General features: G+C 41.5%; 23 protein-coding genes. 4 read left to right on the top strand and 19 right to left on the bottom strand.

Going from position 1 to position 23,920, the window contains the following annotated elements; translation table 11 throughout:
• Positions 1-49 precede the first annotated feature (49 nt).
• Both BUB56_RS06260 and BUB56_RS06255 read right to left on the bottom strand, forming a co-directional pair.
• Positions 50-601, bottom strand: coding sequence for a hypothetical protein (locus tag BUB56_RS06260; protein WP_110940515.1), 552 nt, complete (start codon positions 599-601; stop codon positions 50-52).
• Positions 602-699: 98 nt separating this feature from the next.
• Positions 700-1,305, bottom strand: coding sequence for a hypothetical protein (locus BUB56_RS06255; protein ID WP_110940514.1), 606 nt, complete (start codon positions 1,303-1,305; stop codon positions 700-702).
• 269 nt (positions 1,306-1,574) lie between these two features.
• On the opposite strand from BUB56_RS06255, the gene BUB56_RS06250 reads away from it, so the two are divergent.
• The 3 genes from BUB56_RS06250 (at position 1,575) to BUB56_RS06240 (ending at position 2,743) form a co-directional block, all read left to right on the top strand.
• Complete coding sequence (locus BUB56_RS06250; RefSeq protein ID WP_110940513.1) at positions 1,575-1,766, top strand: CooT family nickel-binding protein; 192 nt, start codon at positions 1,575-1,577, stop codon at positions 1,764-1,766.
• A gap of 21 nt (positions 1,767-1,787) precedes the next feature.
• Positions 1,788-2,204 carry a DUF3842 family protein gene (locus BUB56_RS06245; RefSeq protein ID WP_110940512.1) on the top strand — a complete coding sequence of 139 codons (417 nt, stop codon included), beginning with the start codon at positions 1,788-1,790 and terminating at the stop codon, positions 2,202-2,204.
• A 95-nt stretch (positions 2,205-2,299) separates the two neighbouring features.
• Positions 2,300-2,743: a zinc transporter gene (locus BUB56_RS06240; RefSeq protein ID WP_242946235.1), complete on the top strand. Its 444-nt coding sequence runs from the start codon at positions 2,300-2,302 to the stop codon at positions 2,741-2,743.
• Between the two features lie 80 nt (positions 2,744-2,823).
• On the opposite strand, the gene BUB56_RS06235 is transcribed toward BUB56_RS06240, so the two are convergent.
• The 16 genes from BUB56_RS06235 to cooS all read right to left on the bottom strand — a co-directional run bounded on the left by BUB56_RS06235 (position 2,824) and on the right by cooS (position 21,484).
• The gene (locus BUB56_RS06235) at positions 2,824-3,501 is read right to left on the bottom strand and encodes a DUF3786 domain-containing protein (RefSeq protein WP_110940511.1); all 678 of its coding nucleotides are present in this window, start codon (positions 3,499-3,501) and stop codon (positions 2,824-2,826) included.
• 161 nt (positions 3,502-3,662) lie between these two features.
• The gene (gene acsV, locus BUB56_RS06230; RefSeq protein WP_110940510.1) at positions 3,663-5,585 is read right to left on the bottom strand and encodes a corrinoid activation/regeneration protein AcsV; all 1,923 of its coding nucleotides are present in this window, start codon (positions 5,583-5,585) and stop codon (positions 3,663-3,665) included.
• Between the two features lie 60 nt (positions 5,586-5,645).
• Positions 5,646-6,017, bottom strand: coding sequence for a glycine cleavage system protein GcvH (gene gcvH, locus BUB56_RS06225; RefSeq protein ID WP_110940509.1), 372 nt, complete (start codon positions 6,015-6,017; stop codon positions 5,646-5,648).
• A 17-nt stretch (positions 6,018-6,034) separates the two neighbouring features.
• Positions 6,035-8,161, bottom strand: coding sequence for an acetyl-CoA decarbonylase/synthase complex subunit alpha/beta (gene acsB, locus BUB56_RS06220; protein ID WP_110940508.1), 2,127 nt, complete (start codon positions 8,159-8,161; stop codon positions 6,035-6,037).
• A 39-nt stretch (positions 8,162-8,200) separates the two neighbouring features.
• Entirely contained in the window at positions 8,201-8,986 is a 786-nt protein-coding gene (acsE, locus tag BUB56_RS06215) for a carbon monoxide dehydrogenase/acetyl-CoA synthase methytransferase subunit (RefSeq protein ID WP_110940507.1), read from the bottom strand.
• 121 nt (positions 8,987-9,107) lie between these two features.
• Complete coding sequence (acsC, locus tag BUB56_RS06210; protein ID WP_110940506.1) at positions 9,108-10,454, bottom strand: acetyl-CoA decarbonylase/synthase complex subunit gamma; 1,347 nt, start codon at positions 10,452-10,454, stop codon at positions 9,108-9,110.
• 65 nt (positions 10,455-10,519) lie between these two features.
• Positions 10,520-11,464, bottom strand: a complete 945-nt coding sequence (acsD, locus tag BUB56_RS06205) for an acetyl-CoA decarbonylase/synthase complex subunit delta (RefSeq protein WP_110940505.1) — start codon at positions 11,462-11,464, stop codon at positions 10,520-10,522.
• Between the two features lie 21 nt (positions 11,465-11,485).
• Positions 11,486-12,259, bottom strand: coding sequence for an ATP-binding protein (locus BUB56_RS06200; protein ID WP_110940504.1), 774 nt, complete (start codon positions 12,257-12,259; stop codon positions 11,486-11,488).
• A 95-nt stretch (positions 12,260-12,354) separates the two neighbouring features.
• Positions 12,355-13,728: a dihydrolipoyl dehydrogenase gene (lpdA, locus tag BUB56_RS06195; RefSeq protein WP_110940555.1), complete on the bottom strand. Its 1,374-nt coding sequence runs from the start codon at positions 13,726-13,728 to the stop codon at positions 12,355-12,357.
• 19 nt (positions 13,729-13,747) lie between these two features.
• Positions 13,748-14,623 carry a methylenetetrahydrofolate reductase gene (locus BUB56_RS06190; protein ID WP_110940503.1) on the bottom strand — a complete coding sequence of 292 codons (876 nt, stop codon included), beginning with the start codon at positions 14,621-14,623 and terminating at the stop codon, positions 13,748-13,750.
• Positions 14,624-14,643: 20 nt separating this feature from the next.
• Complete coding sequence (locus BUB56_RS06185) at positions 14,644-15,315, bottom strand: methylenetetrahydrofolate reductase C-terminal domain-containing protein (protein ID WP_110940502.1); 672 nt, start codon at positions 15,313-15,315, stop codon at positions 14,644-14,646.
• A 94-nt stretch (positions 15,316-15,409) separates the two neighbouring features.
• A complete protein-coding gene (locus BUB56_RS06180) occupies positions 15,410-16,264 on the bottom strand; it encodes a bifunctional 5,10-methylenetetrahydrofolate dehydrogenase/5,10-methenyltetrahydrofolate cyclohydrolase (RefSeq protein ID WP_110940501.1) in 855 nt (284 codons plus the stop codon).
• Between the two features lie 43 nt (positions 16,265-16,307).
• Positions 16,308-16,940: a cyclodeaminase/cyclohydrolase family protein gene (locus tag BUB56_RS06175; RefSeq protein ID WP_110940500.1), complete on the bottom strand. Its 633-nt coding sequence runs from the start codon at positions 16,938-16,940 to the stop codon at positions 16,308-16,310.
• A gap of 190 nt (positions 16,941-17,130) precedes the next feature.
• Complete coding sequence (locus tag BUB56_RS06170; protein ID WP_110940499.1) at positions 17,131-18,807, bottom strand: formate--tetrahydrofolate ligase; 1,677 nt, start codon at positions 18,805-18,807, stop codon at positions 17,131-17,133.
• A complete protein-coding gene (locus BUB56_RS06165; protein ID WP_110940498.1) occupies positions 18,794-19,579 on the bottom strand; it encodes an ATP-binding protein in 786 nt (261 codons plus the stop codon). The genes BUB56_RS06170 and BUB56_RS06165 overlap by 14 nt, the downstream gene beginning before the upstream one ends.
• Positions 19,580-19,588: 9 nt before the next feature.
• A complete protein-coding gene (gene cooS / locus BUB56_RS06160; protein ID WP_110940497.1) occupies positions 19,589-21,484 on the bottom strand; it encodes an anaerobic carbon-monoxide dehydrogenase catalytic subunit in 1,896 nt (631 codons plus the stop codon).
• Between the two features lie 1,102 nt (positions 21,485-22,586).
• On the opposite strand from cooS, the gene BUB56_RS06155 reads away from it, so the two are divergent.
• Positions 22,587-22,970 (top strand): hypothetical protein, encoded by a 384-nt coding sequence (locus BUB56_RS06155; protein WP_110940496.1) that lies wholly within the window; start codon positions 22,587-22,589, stop codon positions 22,968-22,970.
• 42 nt (positions 22,971-23,012) lie between these two features.
• On the opposite strand, the gene BUB56_RS06150 is transcribed toward BUB56_RS06155, so the two are convergent.
• Entirely contained in the window at positions 23,013-23,834 is an 822-nt protein-coding gene (locus BUB56_RS06150) for a DUF166 domain-containing protein (protein ID WP_110940495.1), read from the bottom strand.
• Between the last annotated feature and the right edge of the window lie 86 nt (positions 23,835-23,920).

Here is a 23,920-nt window from a genome sequence, read left to right as displayed (position 1 = left end):
ATAAAAACTAAGGATCCACTTTCAGGATCCCTAAGTTTATCTTATGCAACTATTCTTCTGCCCATTTGTCTAGCTTTTCCATGACGAGCTGATAGGTTCGCTTTGAGATCTCCGGAAGTTCCCCGCCAAAGATCTTCTCCACTGCCCTAAATCCCTCTTCAATGGCATCCCTAAGCATGCTTATTTTTTCTTTGTCTCCTCCTGAGATCGCCTTGGCAAAATCCACAATTCGGTCGCTGACGGCTTCAGGACTCAAAGGCCCGCCCTCGGCGATCATCCCTTGTGCTTCGAGTCTGGTTTCTTCATCAATCTCTAGCTTGTCCGCCTCCTGCAAAGTCAGGCCCTGCTGCTTTAAAAGCTTTTCAACCATTTGCCGGAGATGCTGATAAGTCCGCTCGCTTTCTGCTTTCAGTTTTTGTATCGTGCCTTGGTCAATCTTAGGCTTATCATAGTTGATAGGTCTCTGTTGATGGCTGGAAGGCACATATTCATCCCTGATGCCTTCTGTTTTCTGATTGTCGCTTTTCTTGGGCTGTTCCTTGGATTCTGGCATGCTGGAATGGATATATCGGTTCTCCATGCTCGTACCATTGATTTTCATCCTGCTCACCCCTTTATAAAATGGTTCTTTCCAATGGTTTCCATCACCTTTATCCCTAGTATCGACCATTCTCAATCATAACTTTAATATCCATATAATTAAAAAGCCATAAACTGACTGGCAAAAGCAAAGAATTCATCGGGATCTCCTAAGGGTGTTCGCACATTACTATTTTTATGAAAATCTGATTCCCACCGATCCACATGCTTTAACATATTCAGTATGTCCTGCAGGATCGAGAGGTTAACCGCGATCCGTTTTTGATTCAGTTGTTTTCCTAAACTGGGATGGGCTTGAACCATTTTATACAGCGCCACTACCCCTTGATAGACTACCCGATAATCCTTTGATTCTTCAATGATCCGCATGACAGCGGGTAAATATTTTTCTACTTCTTCTATATCCCTTGATATAGCGGATAGGGATCTAAAAACATATTCCTTAAAAAGACTGCTGTCTATTTTCTCAATAGCATTCAACACATAGGGAAATAAGTCTTCTAACTCCAGGGTTTCAATCACCTTGAAGAAGTGGGGTGTTAGAGAGCTTTTTTCTTTAATATGCTCTTCCAGCGCCTTCAGCAGCTCCCCAATGGTTCTTGGATTTTGGATCAGTTCCAATTCTTTTTGAAGCTGTATTTTTTTGCCTTCCTCAAAGCCTTCAAAAACCTGATTGATCTCTTTGCTCAATAACATTTTTTCCATCAAAACACCTCCATTCATCCATATTTTACCCCTCTTTTCCTTTAAATAAACGAGCCCCGTATCGATCTATAGTCTGTCCTACAGACTATATCTGGTGGACATTTCAATCCATTCAGAAAACTTGCATTGACGAAGCTCTGGAATTTATGATATGCTTTTAACAAAGAGTTCTTGTATAGCTATCTCGAAATCATGAAGATTTCTTTAAGCTGCTGAAGCAGCCTTAGAGGAATCTTTTTGCAAATTACACTAAAAACGGAGGAATGAATATGTGTGAATCAATTGCCTACTTAGCAACCCCTCAAGGCGAAAGAAAAATCATGGAGAATGTTGTCTATATGAAGCCTGAGAATGGCAAAATATATCTCAGTGATCTGCTGGGGGAACAAAAAATTGTAGAGGGCTATGTAAAAGAAATCCGCCTGATCGATCATAAAATTATCATTGAAGAAAAGAAATAATTAAATTTGGGGGACCTTCAGATGATCATCGCAGTAATAGATGGAATGGGCGGAGGAATTGGGAGCCAGATTGTAACCCATCTTCGGCAGGAGCTGCCAGCCCATTTTGAAATATATGGTCTTGGGACCAATGCAACGGCAACCTCAGCCATGCTGAAAAGCCATGCGAATAAAGGCGCCACAGGGGAAAATGCTATTGCCGTATCCATCAAAAAAGCCAGTGTCATTTTAGGGCCTGCATCTCTCATTATACCCAATGCCATGATGGGAGAGGTTACCCCTGCTATTGCCACAGCTATAGCCGATGCAGAAGCCTTAAAAATTCTATTGCCAATCATACCGGATAATTTTGAACTGGTTGGATTGGAGAATAAACCATTGATGCTCCTGATTAAGGATGCCATCAGTATCCTAAAAAAAGAATTTAATATTAAATAGACTGACAAGCCCTATCAGAACAATCAAGTTTCCGATCATTGATGATTGCCTGGAGGGTTATCATAATCATCAAGAAAAAGGAGAGGGATTATATTATGCATTCCGACGAAAAAAACCATCACTGTCATACCCATGATCATGGCCATGAACACAGCCATGATCACCAGCACAGCCACGGGCACAGCCATGAGAGCCCCAGCGGCCACAGCTACCACCATGAGCACGAGCATCATCACGTACATACCCACGATCACGATCATACCCACAGCCATGACCATAATCATTCCCACGATCATGATCACGGCGATCATGACCATGAGCATCCATCCCCGGCCAGCATAGAGAATGATGAGAAAACCCTACGCGTACTGCTGGTACATTGGATCAATCATAACCGATCCCATCAGGACAGCTTCCAGCAGTGGGTAGAAAAAGCAAAGCTTATGAATCGTCCGGAAGTGGCTGCCCATATAGAAAAGGCTATTGAATACATGGAAATGGCTAATGGTATGCTGATTGAAGCAAAGAAGCATATGTAAACTAATGGAAAAGGACTTCATTCAATAAATGGAGTCCTTTTATTCTTAGGCTCTGTTAAATTCCTATAAGCCATCTAGATTCATTCCTCTTTTTTATGCTTATTTTCATAAAGTCCCTTCCAGTTGGGTATCTTCCCGTGATTTCTAAGGACTCCAATGGCCACATCGCCAACCACAGCCAGGTCTTCTGCATCGAAGTAATAAGGCGTGTTCATATCAAACAGAATATTTGCCGCTGCTGGCAGCTCATCATCCCCCCTCCAAAGAATGAAGGTCAAATAGACATTATTCATAAATTGAAAGCGATAGCCCACGTCCCCCATTTCTACAGGCTGGCCCCCTACAGCTTCAAAGGCTTTCTTAAGCTCTTCCAGACGGTTTCCAAAGATTCTGGCCAAACGATGGATAGTTCTATTATTGAAATTGCTGTAATATACATGGCCTCCAGGGATTTCCTTGTAGGTGATGTCCTTTCCCGTGGCTGGGATTCCCCTGGCATTTGCCAGATACCGCAAGAATAATGTCATTACTGCATATACCTCTATAGGCTCCCCATCCTCTGTGTAGATTTCTCCCGTTGGATACTGCACCTGGTAGCGCCTCCCCATCATATGCACAGTAAAGCGTCCATTCTCTGGATCATAGGGAGCGCTGGCCAGCTCTGACATCATAAGAGGATCTTTATTTTTAAAAATATCCCGGATAAACTCATAGGGCACTTTCCCCTGCCGATCTTCTTGTACTGCTCGATAATCCATTTTCCTGCCTCCTCATATACATTTATAGCAGTTGTTACAAAGATTTTTGGATAAGGTTAAAACTGTGTTCATGGCATCCATTCCTTTCGGTTTCTGCAAAAGAAGATTCCTTTACAGGGGTTTTGCCTGTATAGAAATCTTCAGAACAATCTATTGGTTATTTATTTTAATGATACTGATGGGAACCGCTCAATATCTGTATGAGGTAAAAAACAGGCGGAAATAAACTCATCCATATAGCTTGGGTAAGCACTCAGCTCCATATAGGTCATTTGTCCGGCAATAGTTTCTAGTTTCCTGCGGGCATCCTCGCTCATTAAGGTAAGATAACATCCCATCAAAGAACTGTTGCCAATGTAAATATATTTTTCTCTGTCGATGTCAGGAAATAGGCCGATTTGTATGGCCTTGTCAATGGCTAAGCTGTTGCCAATCCCGCCTGCAATATATACACGATCGATAATGCTCATATCCAATCCGAGACTTTCAATCAGGGTAGCAGCTCCGGAATAAACTGCTCCTTTCGCTTTAATAAAGTTGTCAATATCAATTTCTGTTACTGTAATATCCTCATCCAGATTCCACTCTTCCTTAAACACTAGTACGTATTCTCCGATCTCGTACTCATCAAACCGGATTCGTTTTGTGTTTAAATCCCGGTTTAGCTTACCCCTTCGGTCAATGATCCCTGTGACCATCATCTCAGCAATCAAATCAATGAGTCCGGAACCGCAGATTCCTTTCGGTGCTTCTTCGTTAATAGTTTTCAGCCGGGGTTCTAGGGTAGATGAATCGATGGAGATTCGTTCTATGGCACCAGGCGCTGCCCGCATCCCGCTGCTGATTTCTCCTCCTTCAAAGGCCGGTCCTGCAGAGCATGCGCAGGTCATAAAATAGTCCTTATTTCCAAATACAATCTCCCCATTAGTCCCTAAATCAATAAACAGAACATTTTCTTCTGAGGCCCATATACCGGAGGATAATACGCCTGCAGTAATATCGCCGCCCACATAGCTTGCCACAGAGGGTACGATATAGATAAAGGTCTCAGGATTTGCTTCCAACTCCAGCTCTGAAGTTTTTATAAAAGGTGCACGAATAAAAGCAGGGATATAAGGTTCTCTCCGAAGATGGTCAGGATATACACCTAACAATAAATGACACATGGTGGTATTTCCTGCAGCAACAAAAGCAATCACTTCATCCCGGTGAACCCCTGCCTCAGTATACATTTTTCCCAACAGAGGATTAATCGTCTCATGAACGATGGCATGGGTCAGCTTCTCCAAACCACCTTTTTTTGTGGCATATATAATTCGATTAATCACATCGGCCCCATATTTCATCTGGGCATTGCCGGCAGAAGCCTTGGCTAAAAGCTTACCTTCATAGAGATCTACTAAACAGGCGGCTACAGAAGTAGTTCCGATGTCTAAAGCTACACCATATAAGCGGCTTCTGGTATCTCCCCCTTCGATATTCACAATAGTTGTTCGATTGTCTCCTCTAGGAATATGGGTGATGGTAACTTTAAAATCGCTCTCCCGCAGTGTATTGGGAATTTTTCGCAGCATAGGCAGTCTGCAAAATACCTTCGTAAATCCCAAATGAATACGCAGATGCCTTTTTATCCGATCCCAATCGGAAATATTATCGTCAAGGGTGGGTAATTCAATCTCCAAGTATTCCTTCTTCACATAGGACCCAAAGGACATTCCGTTATCAATCACTTGCTTTCTGGCTCTTTCAAATATTTCCTTTTCTCTTGGCTCCGATATACCTTCTATTCTCATTCCGGCTAAATTGGTAGCATGATTGGTAGGGATTTCAACCACAACATCTTCTATAACTTTTGCCTCGCAAGCCAATATATACCCCTCTGCCCATTCTGCCTCTTTTATATGGTGGGTTTCCTTCGTTTCAGCTTTTCCTGCAACCAGCTTTACCTTGCACTTTCCGCAGGACCCGTTTCCGTTGCAAGGAGCATCAATAAACACATTGGCCCGCCTTGCCGCCTCAATCAAGTTCTCTCCTGGATCAGCCATTACTTCTACATTTTCTGGTATAAACTTTACTTTGAGCATATTATTATACCTCCAAAAAATATCTTTTCCCCCTAGGGGGGAAAAGATATTTACCTTTACTTAAGCTAATGTCGCCTCATAATCTGCTGCACTCATCAGTGCATCTAATTCTGATTCATCAGCAATCTGAACTTTTACAATCCAAGCTTCATAGGGTTCTTCGTTAATAAACTCCGGTTCTTCGTCAAGTCTTTCGTTGATTTCCAATACCTCGCCAGAAATTGGCGCGTAGAGGTCGGATGCTACCTTAGAGGATTCAACAACTCCAAAATCCTTGCCAGCTTTCAGTTCATCTCCTATTTCCGGCATTTCAACAAACAGTACTTCTCCCAGCTTGGATTGGGCATAATGGGTGATCCCAATTAGGGCAGTATCCCCTTCAACCTTTACCCAAGTATGCTTATGATAATACTTTAAATCTTCTGGATACATGTAAACTTCCCCCTGTTCTACATGATAGAATCCATTGTCAATGCAGGATGTCCTTTTTCAGTTAAGAATTCCAACACCTTTTCTGGATCCGTTGCAATCGTCTCATCACAAACCATATCTACAAAGTCGTCAATACCTAGTACTTCTTTTGCTGTTTGATTCAATTTCTCTCTTACGGATTCTTTTAATTCCTTTGGCATCCATACGATTCTGGCTGTTCCGCCTTCTGCAGAGATGAATTTCTTTGAAGAAATGAAGTATCTGCCATGGCCCATAAATCCTGGTGTTTGCACCCCGCCGCCAGTCATAGAAGCCAATTCGCCGAAGCGCATACCTACCGGTGTTTCTCCTGGGAACTCACGGTTTACAATGATTACTCCGTTTGCTTCCGGCATAATACCTGCGATGCACTCAAAGCATCCACAGGAAGTCATAGGATCTTCCATCAAGCTGTATAGGGTTACTCTGCCTACTGCACCTTGAGAGTTTTCTTCTACATACTCATTTACAGATTTCCAAATACCTTTTACTTCGTCCTCAACACCTTCTTTTAAGATTGGCTGACATGGTCCCGTTGGATCAAGTTCTTTTGTTGCTTTTGCATCCAGCCAGCTAACGGCACCACAAAGTCCCAATCTCTCAGGGGTCACTATACATACGTGGGCAGGAGCGAAGGATTGACATAGTTTACAGGAATAGAAGGTATCTACGCTTTCATCGGTCAAGGAAGCCAAGCGGGCATCTCTTGCTGCATATCTTGGTGCTGCATACTCAGCCTTTAATGCTTTTACCTTCTCTGCATCTGTAATGATCGTTACTTGACACTTATCTACTACGGTATCAAACTCATCCAGCATTTTTGCATAAAGGATTTCACCAAAATGCTTTAATCTAAATCCTTTTTCAAAGGCTTCTTTGCCTACACGGATCCATGCTGTATCTCTTTGTCCAACGTGCATTACACCTTCTGTATAGTTCATGAAGTAGTGAATACGTCGTTCCAATACCGGCTCGAAGTCTTCCTGCATGTTCTTGCCTGCAACGTCTACGATAACAGCCATTGGCAGTCTCTTTGTATCCCCTTCAACGCTGTCGATATCTGGTCCGATAACTTCAATTTTGTGATCTTCGATTTCGGACAGTTCTTTCTTTCTTAATAGCTCCCAGCATTCTGTCTTAGCTCCGCCAAATTCGATATACATATCTTCCTTACGAATTCTTTCACCTTCGAAAGCAGCTGCAAATGCAACGGGAATTGGAAGCTCTGTGATCTTGATTTTGATTCCTCTTGCTTCAAGAGAAGTGGCAACAAATTTATCATAATCTTTTTGTGTTAACAGTAAGGTTGGTACTTCAGGCACCACCTGATCTGTAATAACCGGGAATCCAAGGGCTATTGCACCGGCACCGGCAGATACTACCAATTCGCTTAATGGTCCAAAGGCATTAACAAAGGCTGGAACTCTATTCTTGGTGTACTCCATATGTTTATCCAGTTTTCCTGGCTCTACGGCACCAAAAATCAAGCTGGCACGAATCGCTACAGATACTACGTGGATTACAGAAGTTACGTCATAGCCCAATGGGATTACACGAAGCTCTAAGCCCATTTTTACATTGCCTTCGATCGCCTGATCAATCACTTTTCCTACCAGGAAAGTTAATAGACCCTTTGATTGATAATCCTTAATTACCTTTGCAGCTGTAGCACTGTCCGGACATTCACCGAGTACAACGGCAACCCCCGGGATATCTCCCGTAACCAGCGGAACCCCTAAAGAACGGATAATCGGGTCACTGATATGGCCGGCACAAGGTGCTTCGTAAGGCGTTTCATTCATGGCGTACTTGATGGCCTCGATAATCTCTGCTGAAACGGCTGTAGCTAGACCTGCGTTCAATGCTTGCGTCAATTGAAGCTCTTCTACGATCAAGCTTTTCACAATGCCAATAGCACCTTCAAGTTCACCTAATGTAGTGATCTTGATCCCTGTAGCAGCATAGATTACCGGCAAGGCATAAGCAGTATCTGGGAAAGCAACCTTATGATCTCTGCCTTTCTGTTCGATTGCTTGCTTCAGTAAACCCTCTGCTGCACTTACTGCTTGATTTGAACCTGTAAAAATCGTTTGAAACAAGTTCATCTTTCATTCCCTCCCTTTAAATCATCATATTTATGTAAATTATAATTCTAGATAGGAATCAGCGTATAGGATATTTCCTTTGATTACATCACAAGTCTTAATAGTTTCCATTAATTCCTTATCACATGGATTGATGATTGCTGATGAAAGACCAGCCTGCATTGCCATGGCTGCAAAAACTGCATCCATTTTAGGGCGAATATGCTTTGGCGCGCCATTGGAGATATTGCTCAGTCCTCCCGTTGTCTTCAGACCCATTTCCGTAATCATGCGGATTGCTTCCAATACTTCATTTTGCTTTTCTTGCATTCCCTTTACAACCAAGAACAATGGGTCAAAAAGGATGTCTGTAGGGTCCATGCCCACTTCCATAGCCTTTTCAAGCATTTCTGTACAATAAGCCATACGCTCATCATTATCTCTTGGTATACCCTCTTTTGCACAAAGACCAATGATTTTCGCATCATACTGTGCGGCTAATTCGAATAAATCTATTCTTGGACCTGCATCAGCAGAGTTAATGATGGCTTTCCCCTTCTCACTGTTATATGCTTTTAAACCTGCTTCAATGGCTTTTCTGTTTACGGTGTCTAATGCCAGCGGTACGTTGTCAAAGTTGGATTGAATTAGCTGTACTGCCCAGGTCATTAATTCCTCTCCGTCTCTTTCGGCAGGACCAATATTTACATCTACATAGTCTGCACCGGCATCGATTTGCTCCTTAGCTCTTTTCAAGATTGGCTCCGGATCTCTTTCAGCTAAGGCTTTACGAATAACTGGTGAAATACAGTGAATTCTTTCTCCGATTACGAGAAATTTTTCCATTTTTTTACCCCCCATTTATTATTTTTAAAAGATTCTTCATTTCACTACGTTTCATTCAGAATGACAGCATCTGGACTTTTTCAGTGACCTTCAGAGTCTTCCTCCCCTATTTAAAACATATTTATTTTAATTTCTTTAAGAATTGTGGCAGGTGCATTGCTTCGTCCGGACCAATCATGATCTCCCAGCCTGGCAGATTGTCTTCGATATCGCCCTTTAATACAGCTACCTTTCCAGGAATGATCAGCTTTCTGTTGTTTGTCATCTTTTCAGCACCGCTCTCCTTGATAAAGCTGGAGATACTGCTGCCGCCAAATTTGCCGGCTGCCCATGCTGTCAATACAGAATAACCTCCTGCATCAGGAATTGCCAACCATACGGGAACTTTAGATCTTTCAATCTCTCCGGCTACGATAAAGTAGGTAAGTGCAAAGTCTACGGTTACTAATACCGGTGAATTTTCATCAGCCCCATTGAGTGGGTATAGCTTTGGTTCTACTCTCATTGGTCTTTGTGGGTCTGTGTAGACATTTTGTCTTAATGCAAACAATGGCAATGCTCTTGCATAGTCAATATCCTCCAGTACGATGATGGAACCATATTTTATAGTTAGCAGAGAAGCTAGAGAGATTTCAAGATATTTATCGCCCTTAGCCAATTCATTTGCAAATACTACCGATGGATAGCCAAACTTTCTATCCTGTTCTTTTAATGCAATTTTTCTGATTTGCAGTGTGCTTTGTACTGCATCCTTAATATTGTCTGCTTCTGTTCCCAGGAGCAGTTCTTTATAATCCAGACCTTGTACCTTCTCTACCAGATTGTATAATTCTTCTAAATTGGCTGCCTTTAATCCCAGTGGCAGCTTATCTGCCTTCACCAAGTTCACCATTGCTTCATAGTTATCTTTGGTTGCACCATAAACAATTGGGTTTTCATCCTTCACAAGAGCCAATGCATCCTGAAGTACTGCAGCATCTTGGCATACCAGCATATATACAACCTTTAATCCGCTTTCTTTCACTTGCTTGATTAAAGCTATGTAAGCATCCTTGTTGCCTGTATACTGGAGGGCTGCAATTTCTACTTTCATTGCCTCACCGATTCTTACATAGTCAACCATTTTCATGTTGTCTAATTTGGCAGCAATCTCTTCGGCAGTCATGGAATCCTTAAAGCTTACAGCAAATCTGTTTCTATTTACGAAGGTCTTTTCATGACGATAAAGGACTGTTTCTCCGCCAAGGGCATATTCCGTTTCCCCTTTACCAATCTTTACTGTTTTCATTGGCGGCGCTGTTGCTTCTGATAATTTATCCAGTGCTTCTGCACTCATATGCGGGCATTTGCTGATTTCCGCTCCACCAGCCGCAACCTTCATGGAGAATGCTAAACAAGTTGGAAATCCACAATCTTTACAGTTTGTTTTTGGAGTCAATTTAAATATATCTAATCCCGTTAAAGCCATTTTTCTTTCCCCCTTATTCAAATTCAATTTCACTTGGTATAAATCTCCTGTTATTTAACTTTTGCCTATACTAAAGCCCCTATAAAGGTTCTCAATGTCTCCAGTGATTTTGGATGACGTAGGATCACTGCATCAGAACCAACGGTGATGATGCTGGCGGCTGTAGAAACCTCCATGGCAATACCGCGATCTTCTCTTGCACCCCACTCTGGAGCATCTTCTAATTCTGCGATAGATTCTTTTACGCCCCAGGTTTCAAAGGCTACCGGTGTAATAACAGGCATTTGCAGCGTCTTATCGTTTTGTCCCAAAGCAGCCAATCGAATACGATCCATCGTAGATACTAGATACTCAAAGCCATAGCCGGCTGCTGCACATCCTATATTCATCACTACATCTTCATTCTTAACCCCTAATTGCCCCAATAGAACATTTAATTGCTTTGCAAGGTTGATATCAACAGAAGACTCAGCCCCAACCTTATGCTGATAAGCCAAACCTGCTGCTGCGCCCACTGCCTTATAGTTATCTTCTGTAGCTGCTAAGAATAAGCAGTTATGTCCATCTACGGCTGCTGCAACCTTTTCAAAAAGCTTTGCATCTTTCTCATGATTGTTGGTTCCTGCTATGACAAGCGGTAAAGAAATGGCTTCTGCCACAGCTTTTGCGATTTGTGCACATTCTTCAACAGGCTTGTTTAACCCGTTTGGATCTGCTCCCATAAATCGTAGGCAGATAAAATCAGGATTGAATTTTTCTTCAACAAACTTCGCCCACTGTGCAGGGTCTTGCGCTACATCCTTATAAATCTCCTGTAGGGATGGAATCCACTCCTCAGGATAAATGTCTAAAATCTCTAACCCCACCTTTGGTAAATTGGCGCCTTCACCTTCTGCTTCGAAAAAAGCCACAGCGTTTTGGCCTCCTAAAGTGATTGCCTTGTATCCGGTTCCAATGGTTACTTCGCCTATTTTTCCTTTAAAGCCCTGTACTGACATTTTAAATGCCACTAAAATCGCCCCCTTAAATTATTACTTTAAAAAGTCTAGTTTTGAAAATATTTCTGTTAGTGCCTTTTTAGATATCGTGTCCTCTGGCATTTTTACCGTTGGTATTCCTTTTGCATCATATTCAAAAACCATTTGATCTAAAGGAACCACCCCTAATAGATTGAGTCCCTGCTTCTCGATTTCTCGGATTGTCTCGTCTTCAAGCTTACCTTCAGGTGCTCGATTTACGATCAGATAGATATTGGATACCTGCAGCTCCAGTTCCTTGACCAATTCCTTAATTCTGCCTACTGCCTGGATGCCTCTCTTGGAACAGTCGCTGACCAGCAGCAGGGTATCGATGTGTTTGGTTGTTTTTCTGCTGAGATGTTCCATCCCTGCTTCATTGTCTATCACTAAATATTTATAGCTATCTGACAGAGAATCAATTTGTTCTCTAAGAATTCCGTTCACATAGCAGTAACATCCTTGACCTTCTGATCTTCCCATAACCAAAAGGTCGTATCCACTGCCTTCAATCAAAGCAGTATTTAAGCGATACTTCAGATATTGTGCCTTTGTCATGCCCCCTGGAAAGCTGTTTCCCGTCAGCTCTCTTTGACTTACCTCTTCTCTTATTTCTCCGATGGTGGCCTCCACCACTTGCCCTAAAACCTCATTCAAGTTTGAATTGGCATCGGCATCAACAGCCAAAATCGGTCTATCTCCCCTTTTTACCAGATAATCTATTAAAAGACCTGTCAATGTTGTTTTTCCTGTACCACCTTTTCCAGCTACAGCAATTGTATAACCCATATAAGTTTCCTCCCAGTTCTGTAATATACAAAAGCTCTCCGGATTCACAGCATATGCTTTCTGATTGAAGACAGGTCTCTTAACAGACCTATTCTTTACAATGAGTGAACACAGGCTTTATGCACATCATGCAGTGCTTCCATCAAAGCTTCTGATAATGTGGGATGAGGATGAATCACGTCTCCCACTTCCTCAGCCGTTAATCCTAAGTGTACTGCTACTGTCAGTTCTGCCAGCAAGTCCGTTGCGTGAGGTCCAACCACAGATGCACCGATGATTTTATCCTGGTGATCTACAAGAACCTTTACAAAGCCTTGGAACTTACCGATGGCTTGGGCTTTTCCCAAGCCTCTGAATTCAAATCTGCCTACATGGTATTCGATGCCCTTTTCCATGAGCTGTTTTTCAGTTAAACCCACTGCAGCTACCTCCGGATCGGTATACACACACCGGGGCACGGCCTTATAGTTAATCTTTTTATTCTTGCCCATGGCGTTTTCTACAGCAACTAAGCCTTCCTTAGAAGCTACGTGAGCCAGGAAAGGACTGTCTACGATATCCCCGATAGCATAAATACCTGGTACCGTAGTTTCCATTTGTTCATTTACAACAATCTTTCCATTTCTGACTTCAATACCTGCTTCTTCCAGTCCCATATTTTCCAGATAAGGCTTGCGACCCACAGAGATCAGTGCCTTTTCTGCTTCAATCATCTTGCCGCTCTCTAGTGTAGCCTTTACTACTGCTCCATCCACAACGCAATTGACAATTTTTTCACCATGTATCATCTTCATTTTATCTCTTTTAAATGCCCTTGACAACTGCTTTGCCACATCTTCGTCCTCAAAGGGCAGCAATTGTTCCGCCATTTCGACTATTGTGACTTTTGTTCCCATTTTGCTGAAAAACTGGCCAAATTCACAGCCGATTACGCCGCCTCCAACAATGAGCAGAGACTGAGGTGCCTCCTGTAGAAACAACGCCTCGTCACTGGTAATCACATGTTCTCTGTCATAAGGAAACATGCCGGGTATGATCGGTACTGACCCTGTTGCAAGAATAATTTTGTCTGCTTCCAGTATTTCCTTAGTCCCATCATCCAGGGCTACTTCTACCTTGTTGTTTGACGCTAATTTTCCGAAGCCTCTTACCAGTTTAACGCCCTTGCTCTCAAATAGGAATTCTATGCCCTTTACCAGCTGCTCAACAATTTTATCCTTGCGCTTCATCACTGCAGGGAAATCAATCGCAACATCTCCCATGACATTAATGCCAAATTCCTTTGCTTCCCTTACGGCTTCTAATATCTCCGAGGAAGCCAACAGAGTTTTCGTAGGAATACATCCTACATTCAGACAGGTACCTCCAACCTTTGACTTTTCAACGATGGTGACCTCTGCACCCATCATTGCTGCTTTAATGGCTGCCACGTAGCCTCCAGGACCCCCGCCAATCACTACGATTTTCATGCCTTCCACCTCAATTCGCTTATAGTCCTGCTGCATCTAGAATGGCAGGTACATTTTCCTCAGCCCCAATGGCCATGATATGTACGCCATCACAGAGATTTTCTTCCCTTAACTGTCTGATAAACTCACCGGCGATCTGAATACCTTCCTTTACCTTATCCTCTGCAGCCTTAATTCTGGCGATTACATCCTCCGGTACATGGATGCCTGGTACATTGTTGTTCATGAATCTTGCCATTCCTACAGACTTAAGGGGTATAATACCGGCAAGTACTTTTGCGTCCATACCCTTTGTCTTTTCTCTGAACACTCTCATGGTTTCCAAATCATACACTGCTTGTGTTTGGAAGAATCTTGCCCCTGCTTTCACTTTCTTCTCCATCTTGAAGATTTGAACATCCAGCGGATCAAATCTCGGTGTAACGGAGGCCCCCAGATAAAACTCCGGTGTTCCTTTTAATTCATTTCCTACCATATCTTTCCCCCCGGCAAGAATGGTAGCTGCCTGAAGAATACCAATACAGTCCAAATCATATACAGGCTTTGCTTGTGGATGATCTCCCACTACAGTATGGTCTCCCGTTAAGGATAAAACGTTCTTAATACCAAATACACTGGCAGAAAGAAGCTCTCCTTGAATGGCGATTCTATTTCTGTCCCTTCCGGTAATCTGCAGCACAGGCTCTAATCCTTCATCCTTTAAAAGCTTGCAGGTAACTAAAGATGTTGCACGCATAACCGCTGATTGAAAATCCGTTACATTAACACCATGAACTCTTCCCTTTATCGCTTTAGCGCATTCTAATAGGTGAGCAAAATCCGTTCCCTTTGGAGGCGCCATTTCTGCGGTTACAGCAAATCCGCCTCTGTCTAATGTTTCTTTTAACAAGCTCATGCTAATCCCCCTTTACCACCTTAGGCTTCTACAGCTTCTTTATTGGCTTCTCTTAGATTGATCTTTCTCGGATTATTGGATTTTTGGAAGTTCTTTGGCTCCCTTACCTCCATCAATTTATCCAACTGTCCAAGCTCACGCATCTTTTCATAGATCATAATCCAAGCACAGTCGTTTTCCTTGTTGACTTCGCATTTTTTATCCTTTGCACCGCCACAGGGGCCATTGATAAGGCCCTTAGCACATCGGGTAATAGGACAAATAGAACCGGTCCATCCCAACTCACATTCCCCACAGGCCCTGCAGGATTCCTCATATTGTCCAACTCTCTCTATTTCTCCAATAAACATGGTATCTACCCCTGGATATACGGGAAGCTTTACAGCTTTGGCTACGGTCTGAGTGCCATCACCGCAGGCTACGGAAAGAATTGCATCGGCGTCCTTTAACTCTTCCTTCATTTTCTTTATATCCTTTGTGGTTTTTAATAGGTTGCAAGCAGGATCTAATACCCTATAACCGGTAATTTTTTTGCCTTCTTCCTCTAACCATGCCTTTAGCTCAAGAATTTCCTCCTCGCCACCAACCTTACAGGTAGATGCACATTGAGAGCATCCTGTGATGGCGATTTTTTGGCTTCCTTTTAGAAAATCTAACAGTTCCTCCTGAGATTTTTTTTGAGATATAATCATTCCCCCACGCCTCCTTACACATAAAGAATATTGTATACACCTTATAAATACCGATGGATTTTTACTTTATCTATATAAAGAACACCTTTTAGGTTTATAGGTTATTCTGTAATTTACAAGCCTTCACTACATTTTTTGCCAGTATCGATGTGGTTACTGCCCCAACACCGCCTGGAACCGGTGTAATCATCGCTACTTTATCTACTACATTATCAAAATCTACATCCCCGCACATATTGCCCTCTGGGTCTACGTTAATGCCTACATCTACTACAACAGCACCTTCGGCAATCCAGCTTTCTTTTACCAATCTTGGAACGCCGCAGCCTACAACCACTACATCTGCTTGACGAGCCATGGCTGCTGTATCCTTGGTAAAGATATGACAGATTGTAACCGTTGCATTTTCATTTAATAGAAGAATTGCTGCCGGCTTTCCTACTACCATGGATGCACCGATTACAGTTACATTTTTTCCTTGTAATTCTACATTATAGTGCTTTAAAATCTCCATTACCGCCGTTGGTGTGCATGGTGCCAATCCTGTTTTGTCACCCTCCATCAATTTCCCTTCATTGACAGGACTTAGGCAGTCGATATCTTTTTCTGCAGCAATTACATGCTTCAATTCTTTTTCGTTCAAGTGACTTGGGAGCGGTCTGAATACAAGGATTCCATGTACGGACTTATCCTCATTCAGTTTCTTAACGCCGGCAATAAAATCCTCTTGTGTGATCTCTTGTGGAAATTCATGTACATCTACTTCTACGCCTACCTTTTTACATCTTGTTAATGCACCCTTTTCGTAGGCTAAATCGTCTGGTCTTGCGCCGACTCTTACAATGGCCAGCTTTGGTGCAAACCCTTTCTGTTTAAGCCCCTCAATCTCTGTGGTTAACTCTTCTGCGATTTTGTCTGCCACTGGTTTTCCTTTAATAATTTCACCCATTACAAAACCCCCTTAATTTAAATAATCTATTTATAATGAAATCTTATACATAAAGTACTTTTTCTACTTTTTGATATACCTCATCTGCAATCTTGGTTCCCTCTTGAACAAGTTTTTCTGTCTCTGCTTTCACTCTTTGCACATAGTCCTCATCCTTAATCATCCCTATGTTGATCATAACGTTTAGCTGTCCACTGACCAGCGCTGCTCTTAGACACTGAACCCCTACCCCAACGTCACTGATAGCCAGCTTTGAGCCTTTATCCACCAACTCTTCGTGGAGTTTAATGGCTTCATAGCAGGTTTTCACAATCCGGATCGGCACTTCACAGGCTTGTTTCAATGCGATTTCCAATACTCTTTCTTTCTCTTTCTTTTCTTCTTCTGTATTGGAAGGCATTCCATAGGCCTTAGAAAGGGGCAAAAAGTGTTCCGCATCCTCATCTACCATGTCCAAAAGCTCTTTTTGTATTTGCTCTGCCTTTGTCAAAATGGCTTTTACTTCTTCTTCCACCTGTTGATACTTCTTCTTTCCAACAGTTAAGTTGCATACCATACCCGCAAGGGCTGTGCCCAGTCCTCCAACTAAAGCAGCTGCACCGCCTCCGCCAGGAACCGCAGCCTTAGAAGACAGAAGACTCGTAAATTCACTGCAGCTTTGTTCTACTAGTTTCAATACACTCACATCCTAACAATTGTAATAATTTTCCATCTAAGAATTAAAAAAAACAATTTATAGATGAAAGGCATCTATATTTTACAAAAAATACGGTACAAGGAAATTTTTTTATTCTATGTAATTGTGGCAGTTTTTTCCTTGTACCCCATTGTTTCTATCTATTCAACATTGTCTCTTCCTACTGATTTTAGAATAATCCTGTGATAACTCCATTTTCATCTACGTCGATCTTCTCCGCAGATGGTACCTTTGGTAATCCAGGCATTGTCATAATCTCACCGGTTAATGCAACGATGAAGCCTGCTCCTGCAGATACCTTTACCTGTCTTACTGTTACTGTAAAGCCTGTAGGCCTTCCCAGTTTATTTGGATCATCGCTTAATGAATATTGGGTTTTTGCCATACAGATCGGTAGATTACCAAATCCAAGCTTCTCCAATCTCTCAATTTCTTTTGGTGCATTTCCTGCAAAAACAACATCGTCGGCACCATAAATTTTTTGTGCGATTGCTCTGATTTTTTCTTTGATTGGCATATCTAAGGTATATGGATGGGTTAAGCTTGCTTCGCCCTTCTCAATCAGCTTTAATACTTCCTGAGCCAATTCCTGTCCACCTTCGCCGCCCTTTGCCCATACTTCAGAAAGGGCTACATTTACACCAAGCTCACCGCATCTTCTTCTTACTAATTCCAACTCAGCTTCTGTGTCTAACGGGAATCTGTTGATGGCTACTACTGCAGGCAGATTGAATACCTTTGTAATGTTTTCAACATGCTTTAACAGGTTTGGCAGTCCTTTTTCCAATGCTTCCAGGTTCTCCTGATTTAATTCGCTCTTTGGAACGCCCCCATTATATTTTAAAGCTCTAACCGTTGCTACGATGATTACTGCATCGGGGCTTAAACCTGCCATTCTGCATTTGATGTCTATAAACTTTTCTGCTCCCAAGTCAGCCCCAAAACCTGCTTCTGTAACTACATAATCAGCAAAATGAGCTGCCATTTTTGTTGCGATTACAGAGTTGCATCCATGGGCGATATTTGCAAATGGTCCACCATGTACGAAGGCTGGTGTTCCTTCTAAGGTTTGAACAAGGTTTGGCTTTAATGCATCCTTTAATAATGCCGCCATTGCACCATGTGCGTTAAGCTGTCTTGCGGTAATCGGTTGATCATCTTTCGTGTAACCTACGATGATATTTCCAAGTCTTTCTTTTAAATCCATAATGTCGCTGGCAAGACAAAAAGCAGCCATTACCTCAGAAGCAACCGTAATGTCAAATCCATCTTCCCTTGGAACGCCGTTTCCTCTGCCGCCTAAGCCATTCACTATGTTTCTAAGCTGACGGTCATTCATGTCCATTGCCCTTCTCCAGGTTAATTTTCTAGCATCGATGCCTAGTTGGTTTCCTTGGTAAATATGATTGTCAATCATTGCCGCCAATAGGTTATTTGCTGCTCCAATTGCATGAAAATCTCCTGTGAAATGCAGGTTGATATCTTCCATCGGTACAACCTGGGCATATCCGCCTCCGGCTGCTCCGCCTTTTACTCCAAAAACGGGTCCTAGAGAAGGCTCTCTTAGTGCAACCAAAGTATTCTTGCCAAGTCTGGATAAAGCGTCGGCAGTACCAATGGTTGTAGTTGTTTTACCTTCTCCTGCTGGTGTAGGGTTAATGGCTGTCACTAATATCAGCTTAGCTTTTTTTCCCCCATTATCCTTTTTAAGTAGATTATAATCTACCTTTGCCTTGTACTTACCATAAAGCTCTAAATCGTCCTCTGTCAGATTCAGCTTTTTGGCAATTTCTCTGATGTCTTGCAGTTTCGCTTCCTGTGCGATTTCAATATCAGATTTGTACATCGGAAAACCCCCTCAGTTTTTGATATATTTGTTCAATATCTATCTTAGTCTCCTCACTTTGATCGTAAGGAGATAGATTAGCACGGTCCGAATCGATTACATTTTGGTTATAATGTATAAAGCCAAGACAGGCTTCTTCACTAACATGACTCAAAATGAAATCCTCATCTTCCTTATTTCGCACTTTATTTCCTACTACATATACCTTATTGATTCCTATATCTTCCCCTAGCTGTTTTACTTTTCTGTAAGTTTGTAAACTTCTTTCTCCCGGTTCAACCACTACAATAAAAAAATCTACTCCTTTCGCCGTTCCCCTTCCTAAATGCTCTATTCCTGCCTCCATATCCATAATCACAACATCTTTATTACCAATGATCAGATGGGTGGTCAGGGTTTTTAGCAGAACATGTTCGGGACAGACGCAGCCAGAGCCCCCCGTATCTACAGTGCCCATGGTCAGGAGCTTCACTCCTTTATATTCTTTGCAGTATTTCTCAGGAATATCACTTACCTTTGGATTCATCTTAAACATGGTGCCGAAGGTACCAGGCTGTGCCCCCGTTCTCTCGGCCACAAGGTTTTTCATGTCAGAGATGGGAACAATTTCCTCAGCCAGTTCATGGGGAAACCCCAATGCCAATGCTAGGTTGGCATCAGGGTCTGCATCCACTGCTAAAACGCTATAACCTTTATCTGCTAATAGTCGGCTTAATACTGCTGAAAATGTTGTTTTTCCTACTCCGCCTTTTCCTGTTATAGCAATTTTCATTCGTATCACCTAAATTCCCAGTTTTTGTCGTTTCTCTTCAATACGGCTTAATACTTTATCTGCTAGCACATGTGGATCTTCTTCGATAAAGAATTTTGCACCTGTCATGGCTTCTACTCTATTGGTCATGATATCCATAACTTCCTCAGAACCGGTTACAGGAGGTGTAATTCCCAAGAAGGTATCGATTCCTGTAGCTACTACGTAATTTGCAATGGCCACGGCCTTTTCTGACATCCATTCCGGCGCGATTCCAGCTACCGGCAGATCAGAGTTATCCAAATCCATATGTTTTGCAACTTCGCCAACAATAGTCATGATACGGCTGATGTCAACACAGGAACCCAGATGAAGTACCGGAGGGATATCGACCAACTCACATACGGTAGCCAAACCCTGTCCTGCCAGCTTCCTTGCATCCTTATTGGTTAAGCCTGCTTTGACAGCTGCTTGCGCTGCACATCCGGTAGTCACTACGATAACATCGTTAGCAATCATTTTTTTCATAATCTCGATGTGGCTGTAATCATGCTTGGATTTTGGATTGTTACAGCCTACGATTCCAACTGCACCCCTTAATACCCCTGCCTTTATAACGTCTGCTAATGGTTTTATAGTACCCATTGGATCAATATGTGGATTTACTACTTTATCTAACTGCTTAATGATGGCCTCTACGCTGTATCCAACGACTCCACTTGACTTTTCTGTTGGAATAAACACTTTTTCTTTCTTTCTGTTTTTAAAGTTTTCGATCGCCTCTCGTACGATTGCCTTGGCAGATTCTAGAGCCCTATCCTCATGGAATTCGATATGCGTTGCACCTGTAATCTTTGCCTTTGGCGAAGTCGTAATAAACTTTGTATGATAGCACTCCGTTATTGGTACCAAAGAAGGGAATATACACTGTACATCTACAATTACTGCCTCTACCGCTCCTGTTAATACAGCCATTTCCTGTTGATAGAAGTTACCCGCAATTTTGACGCCATGTCTCATAGTAACTTCGTTACCGGTACAACACATTCCTGCCAAATTAATACCTTCTGCACCAACTTTTTTCGCTAATTTTTGCATTTCCGGATCTAAAGAAGCCATTACAATCATTTCAGAAAGGCTTGGTTCGTGTCCGTGCAGGATGATATTTACTTGTTTTTCATCCAATACCCCAAGATTTGACTCAGTCTCTCTTGGTACTGGTGTTCCGTATAAAATATCACTAAACACGGTACCTATCATAGACCCGCCCCAGCCGTCTGCTAAAGCTGTTCTCATAGACATATGCAGTAAGCTTTCTGCATCACCTGTACATCCAATATGGGTTGAATGCAGAATAGTAGCTATTTCCCGATCAATGGCCCTTGGCCTGATCTGTAGATCATCCCAAACCTTTTTTCTCTTTTCTGGTGCTCTTTCCAAAAATCTCAGTGTGCCAAAGGGCTTGCCAAACTCATTTAAAGCAATTTCTGCAACCTCATGGGCGACTTCATAAATATCTCTATCCTCTGTTTTTACACCCCACTCACTAGCCAGGTCTAATAATTTCTTTTCATCTCTTATTTTAAAATTCCCATCTCTGCTCGCCATATGCATCACATGAGCAATATCTCTTGCATGATCTGAATGGGATGCAGTTCCAGCTGCAACCATTCTTGCAAGGTTTCTTGCCACAATTACATCAGCAGTAGCTCCGCAGATTCCTCTCTGTGCGCCTTTACCGGCAACAGGACTTATACGGCAAGGTCCCATTGCACAAATTCTACAACAAATCCCTTTTTCCCCGAAACCGCAAGGTGCCTTCATGGCTGCCTTTCTATCCCACATGGTTTCAACGCCGTCTTGTACTGCTTTTTCTAAAAGTTGTTCTTCACTGGTTTGATAAATCGAAATAAATTGATCGCTCATAGTGTCCCCCCTATATTTTTACTAGGAATCCTGTGTTCCTAGATAATTGACAAAATGTGACGTTATTTTTTTAACATTTATTCTAAAAAAACAAATAGTTTTCTATTTCAGAGTGGTAATACTTTCCTCCACTAGACCATTTTCGATAGTGAAAGCTAAATATATTTGTTATTTTTTTAACGTTTTTCTTAAAAAAAAATAGGTGTTTTCTTTTCTAAATCATCAGTTTTTCACTTTATCGAATTATAATCCTATGTACGATTTCATTGTAGCATAGACTTAGTTAATTATCAAACAAATTGTATAATAAATTTTTAATACATTATACTGTATTATGTATTCAATTTTCTGCCATCCATATAGGCTGCAAAGGATTTCCTCCTCGTCATAAGATAATGTTAGTATAAAAGGGTTCTTCATAAACTTGACTGGTATTTTCAAAATATTTTTTATTAATTAGTATTATAATACACCTGTAAAGAAGACGTTTGTAATATCTATATATTTTTTGTATTATATTTGTTTTTTCAACATGAAAAATGCTTTTTTTTTTGCATGACAAAATGCCAAATCCCCTTACACCCCGGTTATTTGGCTAATCGCAGCACTATTAAATTGAATCTAACTTGAAACATATTAGGGAATCCCTACGATCATTTTAACTTTTCTTTCCTTTTGAATAATGATCGCAGGGAGGGAATGGCTGTTTTTATATCTGTCTGATGCATGCACACACAATAAAAAAACCATGCGGCAGCCACAGGGCAGTTCTTCAACCCTAGCTTAACCTTCATGGTTAGTTGTCTTGTTTAGTATGTTTTCATTTTTTAAGCTAAGAGAAGTCTATCATATTGTTACGGTGTTGTCAATGTTTTTTATTTTCATTCCCTTATTCTAAAGATTATTTGCTATTTTTTAAATTGTATTGATTTTTCAATAATTCAACATAAAATCAAGTTGAATTTTTTGAATATTTATGATAATTTTATATTATACAATATATTACATTTTTACATATCTTATCAAGCCCTGTTCTTTCATTCTGCAGTGGCTTCATTTACTGTTTTATGGCTAACATCTATAAGTGTAAGGGAGGAATATTATGAAGAGCCTAGAATTCAAGTATCCTATCATGGTATTTGCAAAGTGCGGCTGTACAAACCAAGTTCCTGTTACAGAAATGCTTCTAGAGGAAAAGAGCCCCAATAGCTGTGATCTGCACTATAACTTCACCTGCCCGGTCTGCAGCGGAAAAACTGAAAAATCATTGTCAATTACAGAAGATGCCTCGGATTTTACGGATTTATTCAATGTTTTTAAAACGATACCTGCATTAAAGGATGAACTATCCATCATCAAATTGGATGCCGTTAAAGGAAAGGTTAAAGATGGCACCTTAGCTTTATATGGGAAATACAGCCACTTAAGATTTTGGGATAATGTAGTGCAAAACGATATTATAAAAATTCCATATAGTATCAAATAAACAAGGCGGAAAAATCCACCTTGTTTATTTGTGTTATTTTACTTATTCTCGATTTTTTTGAATTCTGACAATCTCTGCATGATCTAATGCATTGTAGTGAAGATAACCACCAATGTGGAGAATCGTATCTCCTAACTCCGGGTCAATTTGCATACCTCCCATACAGGGAAAACTGTGCCAATACTTAGCTACACACTTCTTTGCATCTTCCCCTAGCTTGACTCCTAAAAGATGCTTCGCTATATTATATCCGTTTCCACAGGGGGCAGATACCAGCACATCTACCTTTCGAATGATATCCTCCTCATCTATATAAAGACGTATTTTAGGCTTACCGATTCTAAAAAAGTCCATAAACCGATTGATAGTCTCAAATTTTCCCTTTTTCATAGCACAAAAAGGCTTTGGAAAATCATATTCCAAGCCAAACCTTTCACATTCCTCTATGGTTTTTTCCCTTGTCCAACGGGACACCCAGTCAGAACCTTCACAAGGTACAAGAATTGCCTTTCCACCGGCCTCATTGATCAGGCGGGGAAGTTCTACCAATATATCCTGGTGAACACCAATTACGACAAAAACATCACTAGGCAAAAATGTTTTGGGAAGATACTCCAGCGGTTCATCCACAAATAGGGGATATATATCAGGGAGTTCGATAAGTTCTTGGATATGCTCTGAAAAATCCAATGGATATTGCCCCCGGCACCAATAGCACTTTTTCCCGCACAGGTTGCACGCAAGAGGTTCATCTTTCAAATGGGGTATAAATTTTACATTTGCAAATCGGCTATCGGTTTTCATTTGGAATATATTTTCCGGATGTTTACCACTTTTTTCTGAATAAATAATGGTAATTTTCATTGATCTGCCCTCTCTTTCTATCGATATTGGAATGTGTCTTCATTGCTCCGCGGTTTGCATCCCAATACTTATGCTATTGGGCCTCT

It is taken from the genome of Geosporobacter subterraneus DSM 17957 (genome assembly GCF_900142145.1).
GTDB lineage: Bacteria > Bacillota > Clostridia > Peptostreptococcales > Thermotaleaceae > Geosporobacter > Geosporobacter subterraneus.
The sequence above is the reverse complement of the archived record's forward strand: the minus strand, read 5'-3'. Positions and strand labels throughout refer to the sequence as shown.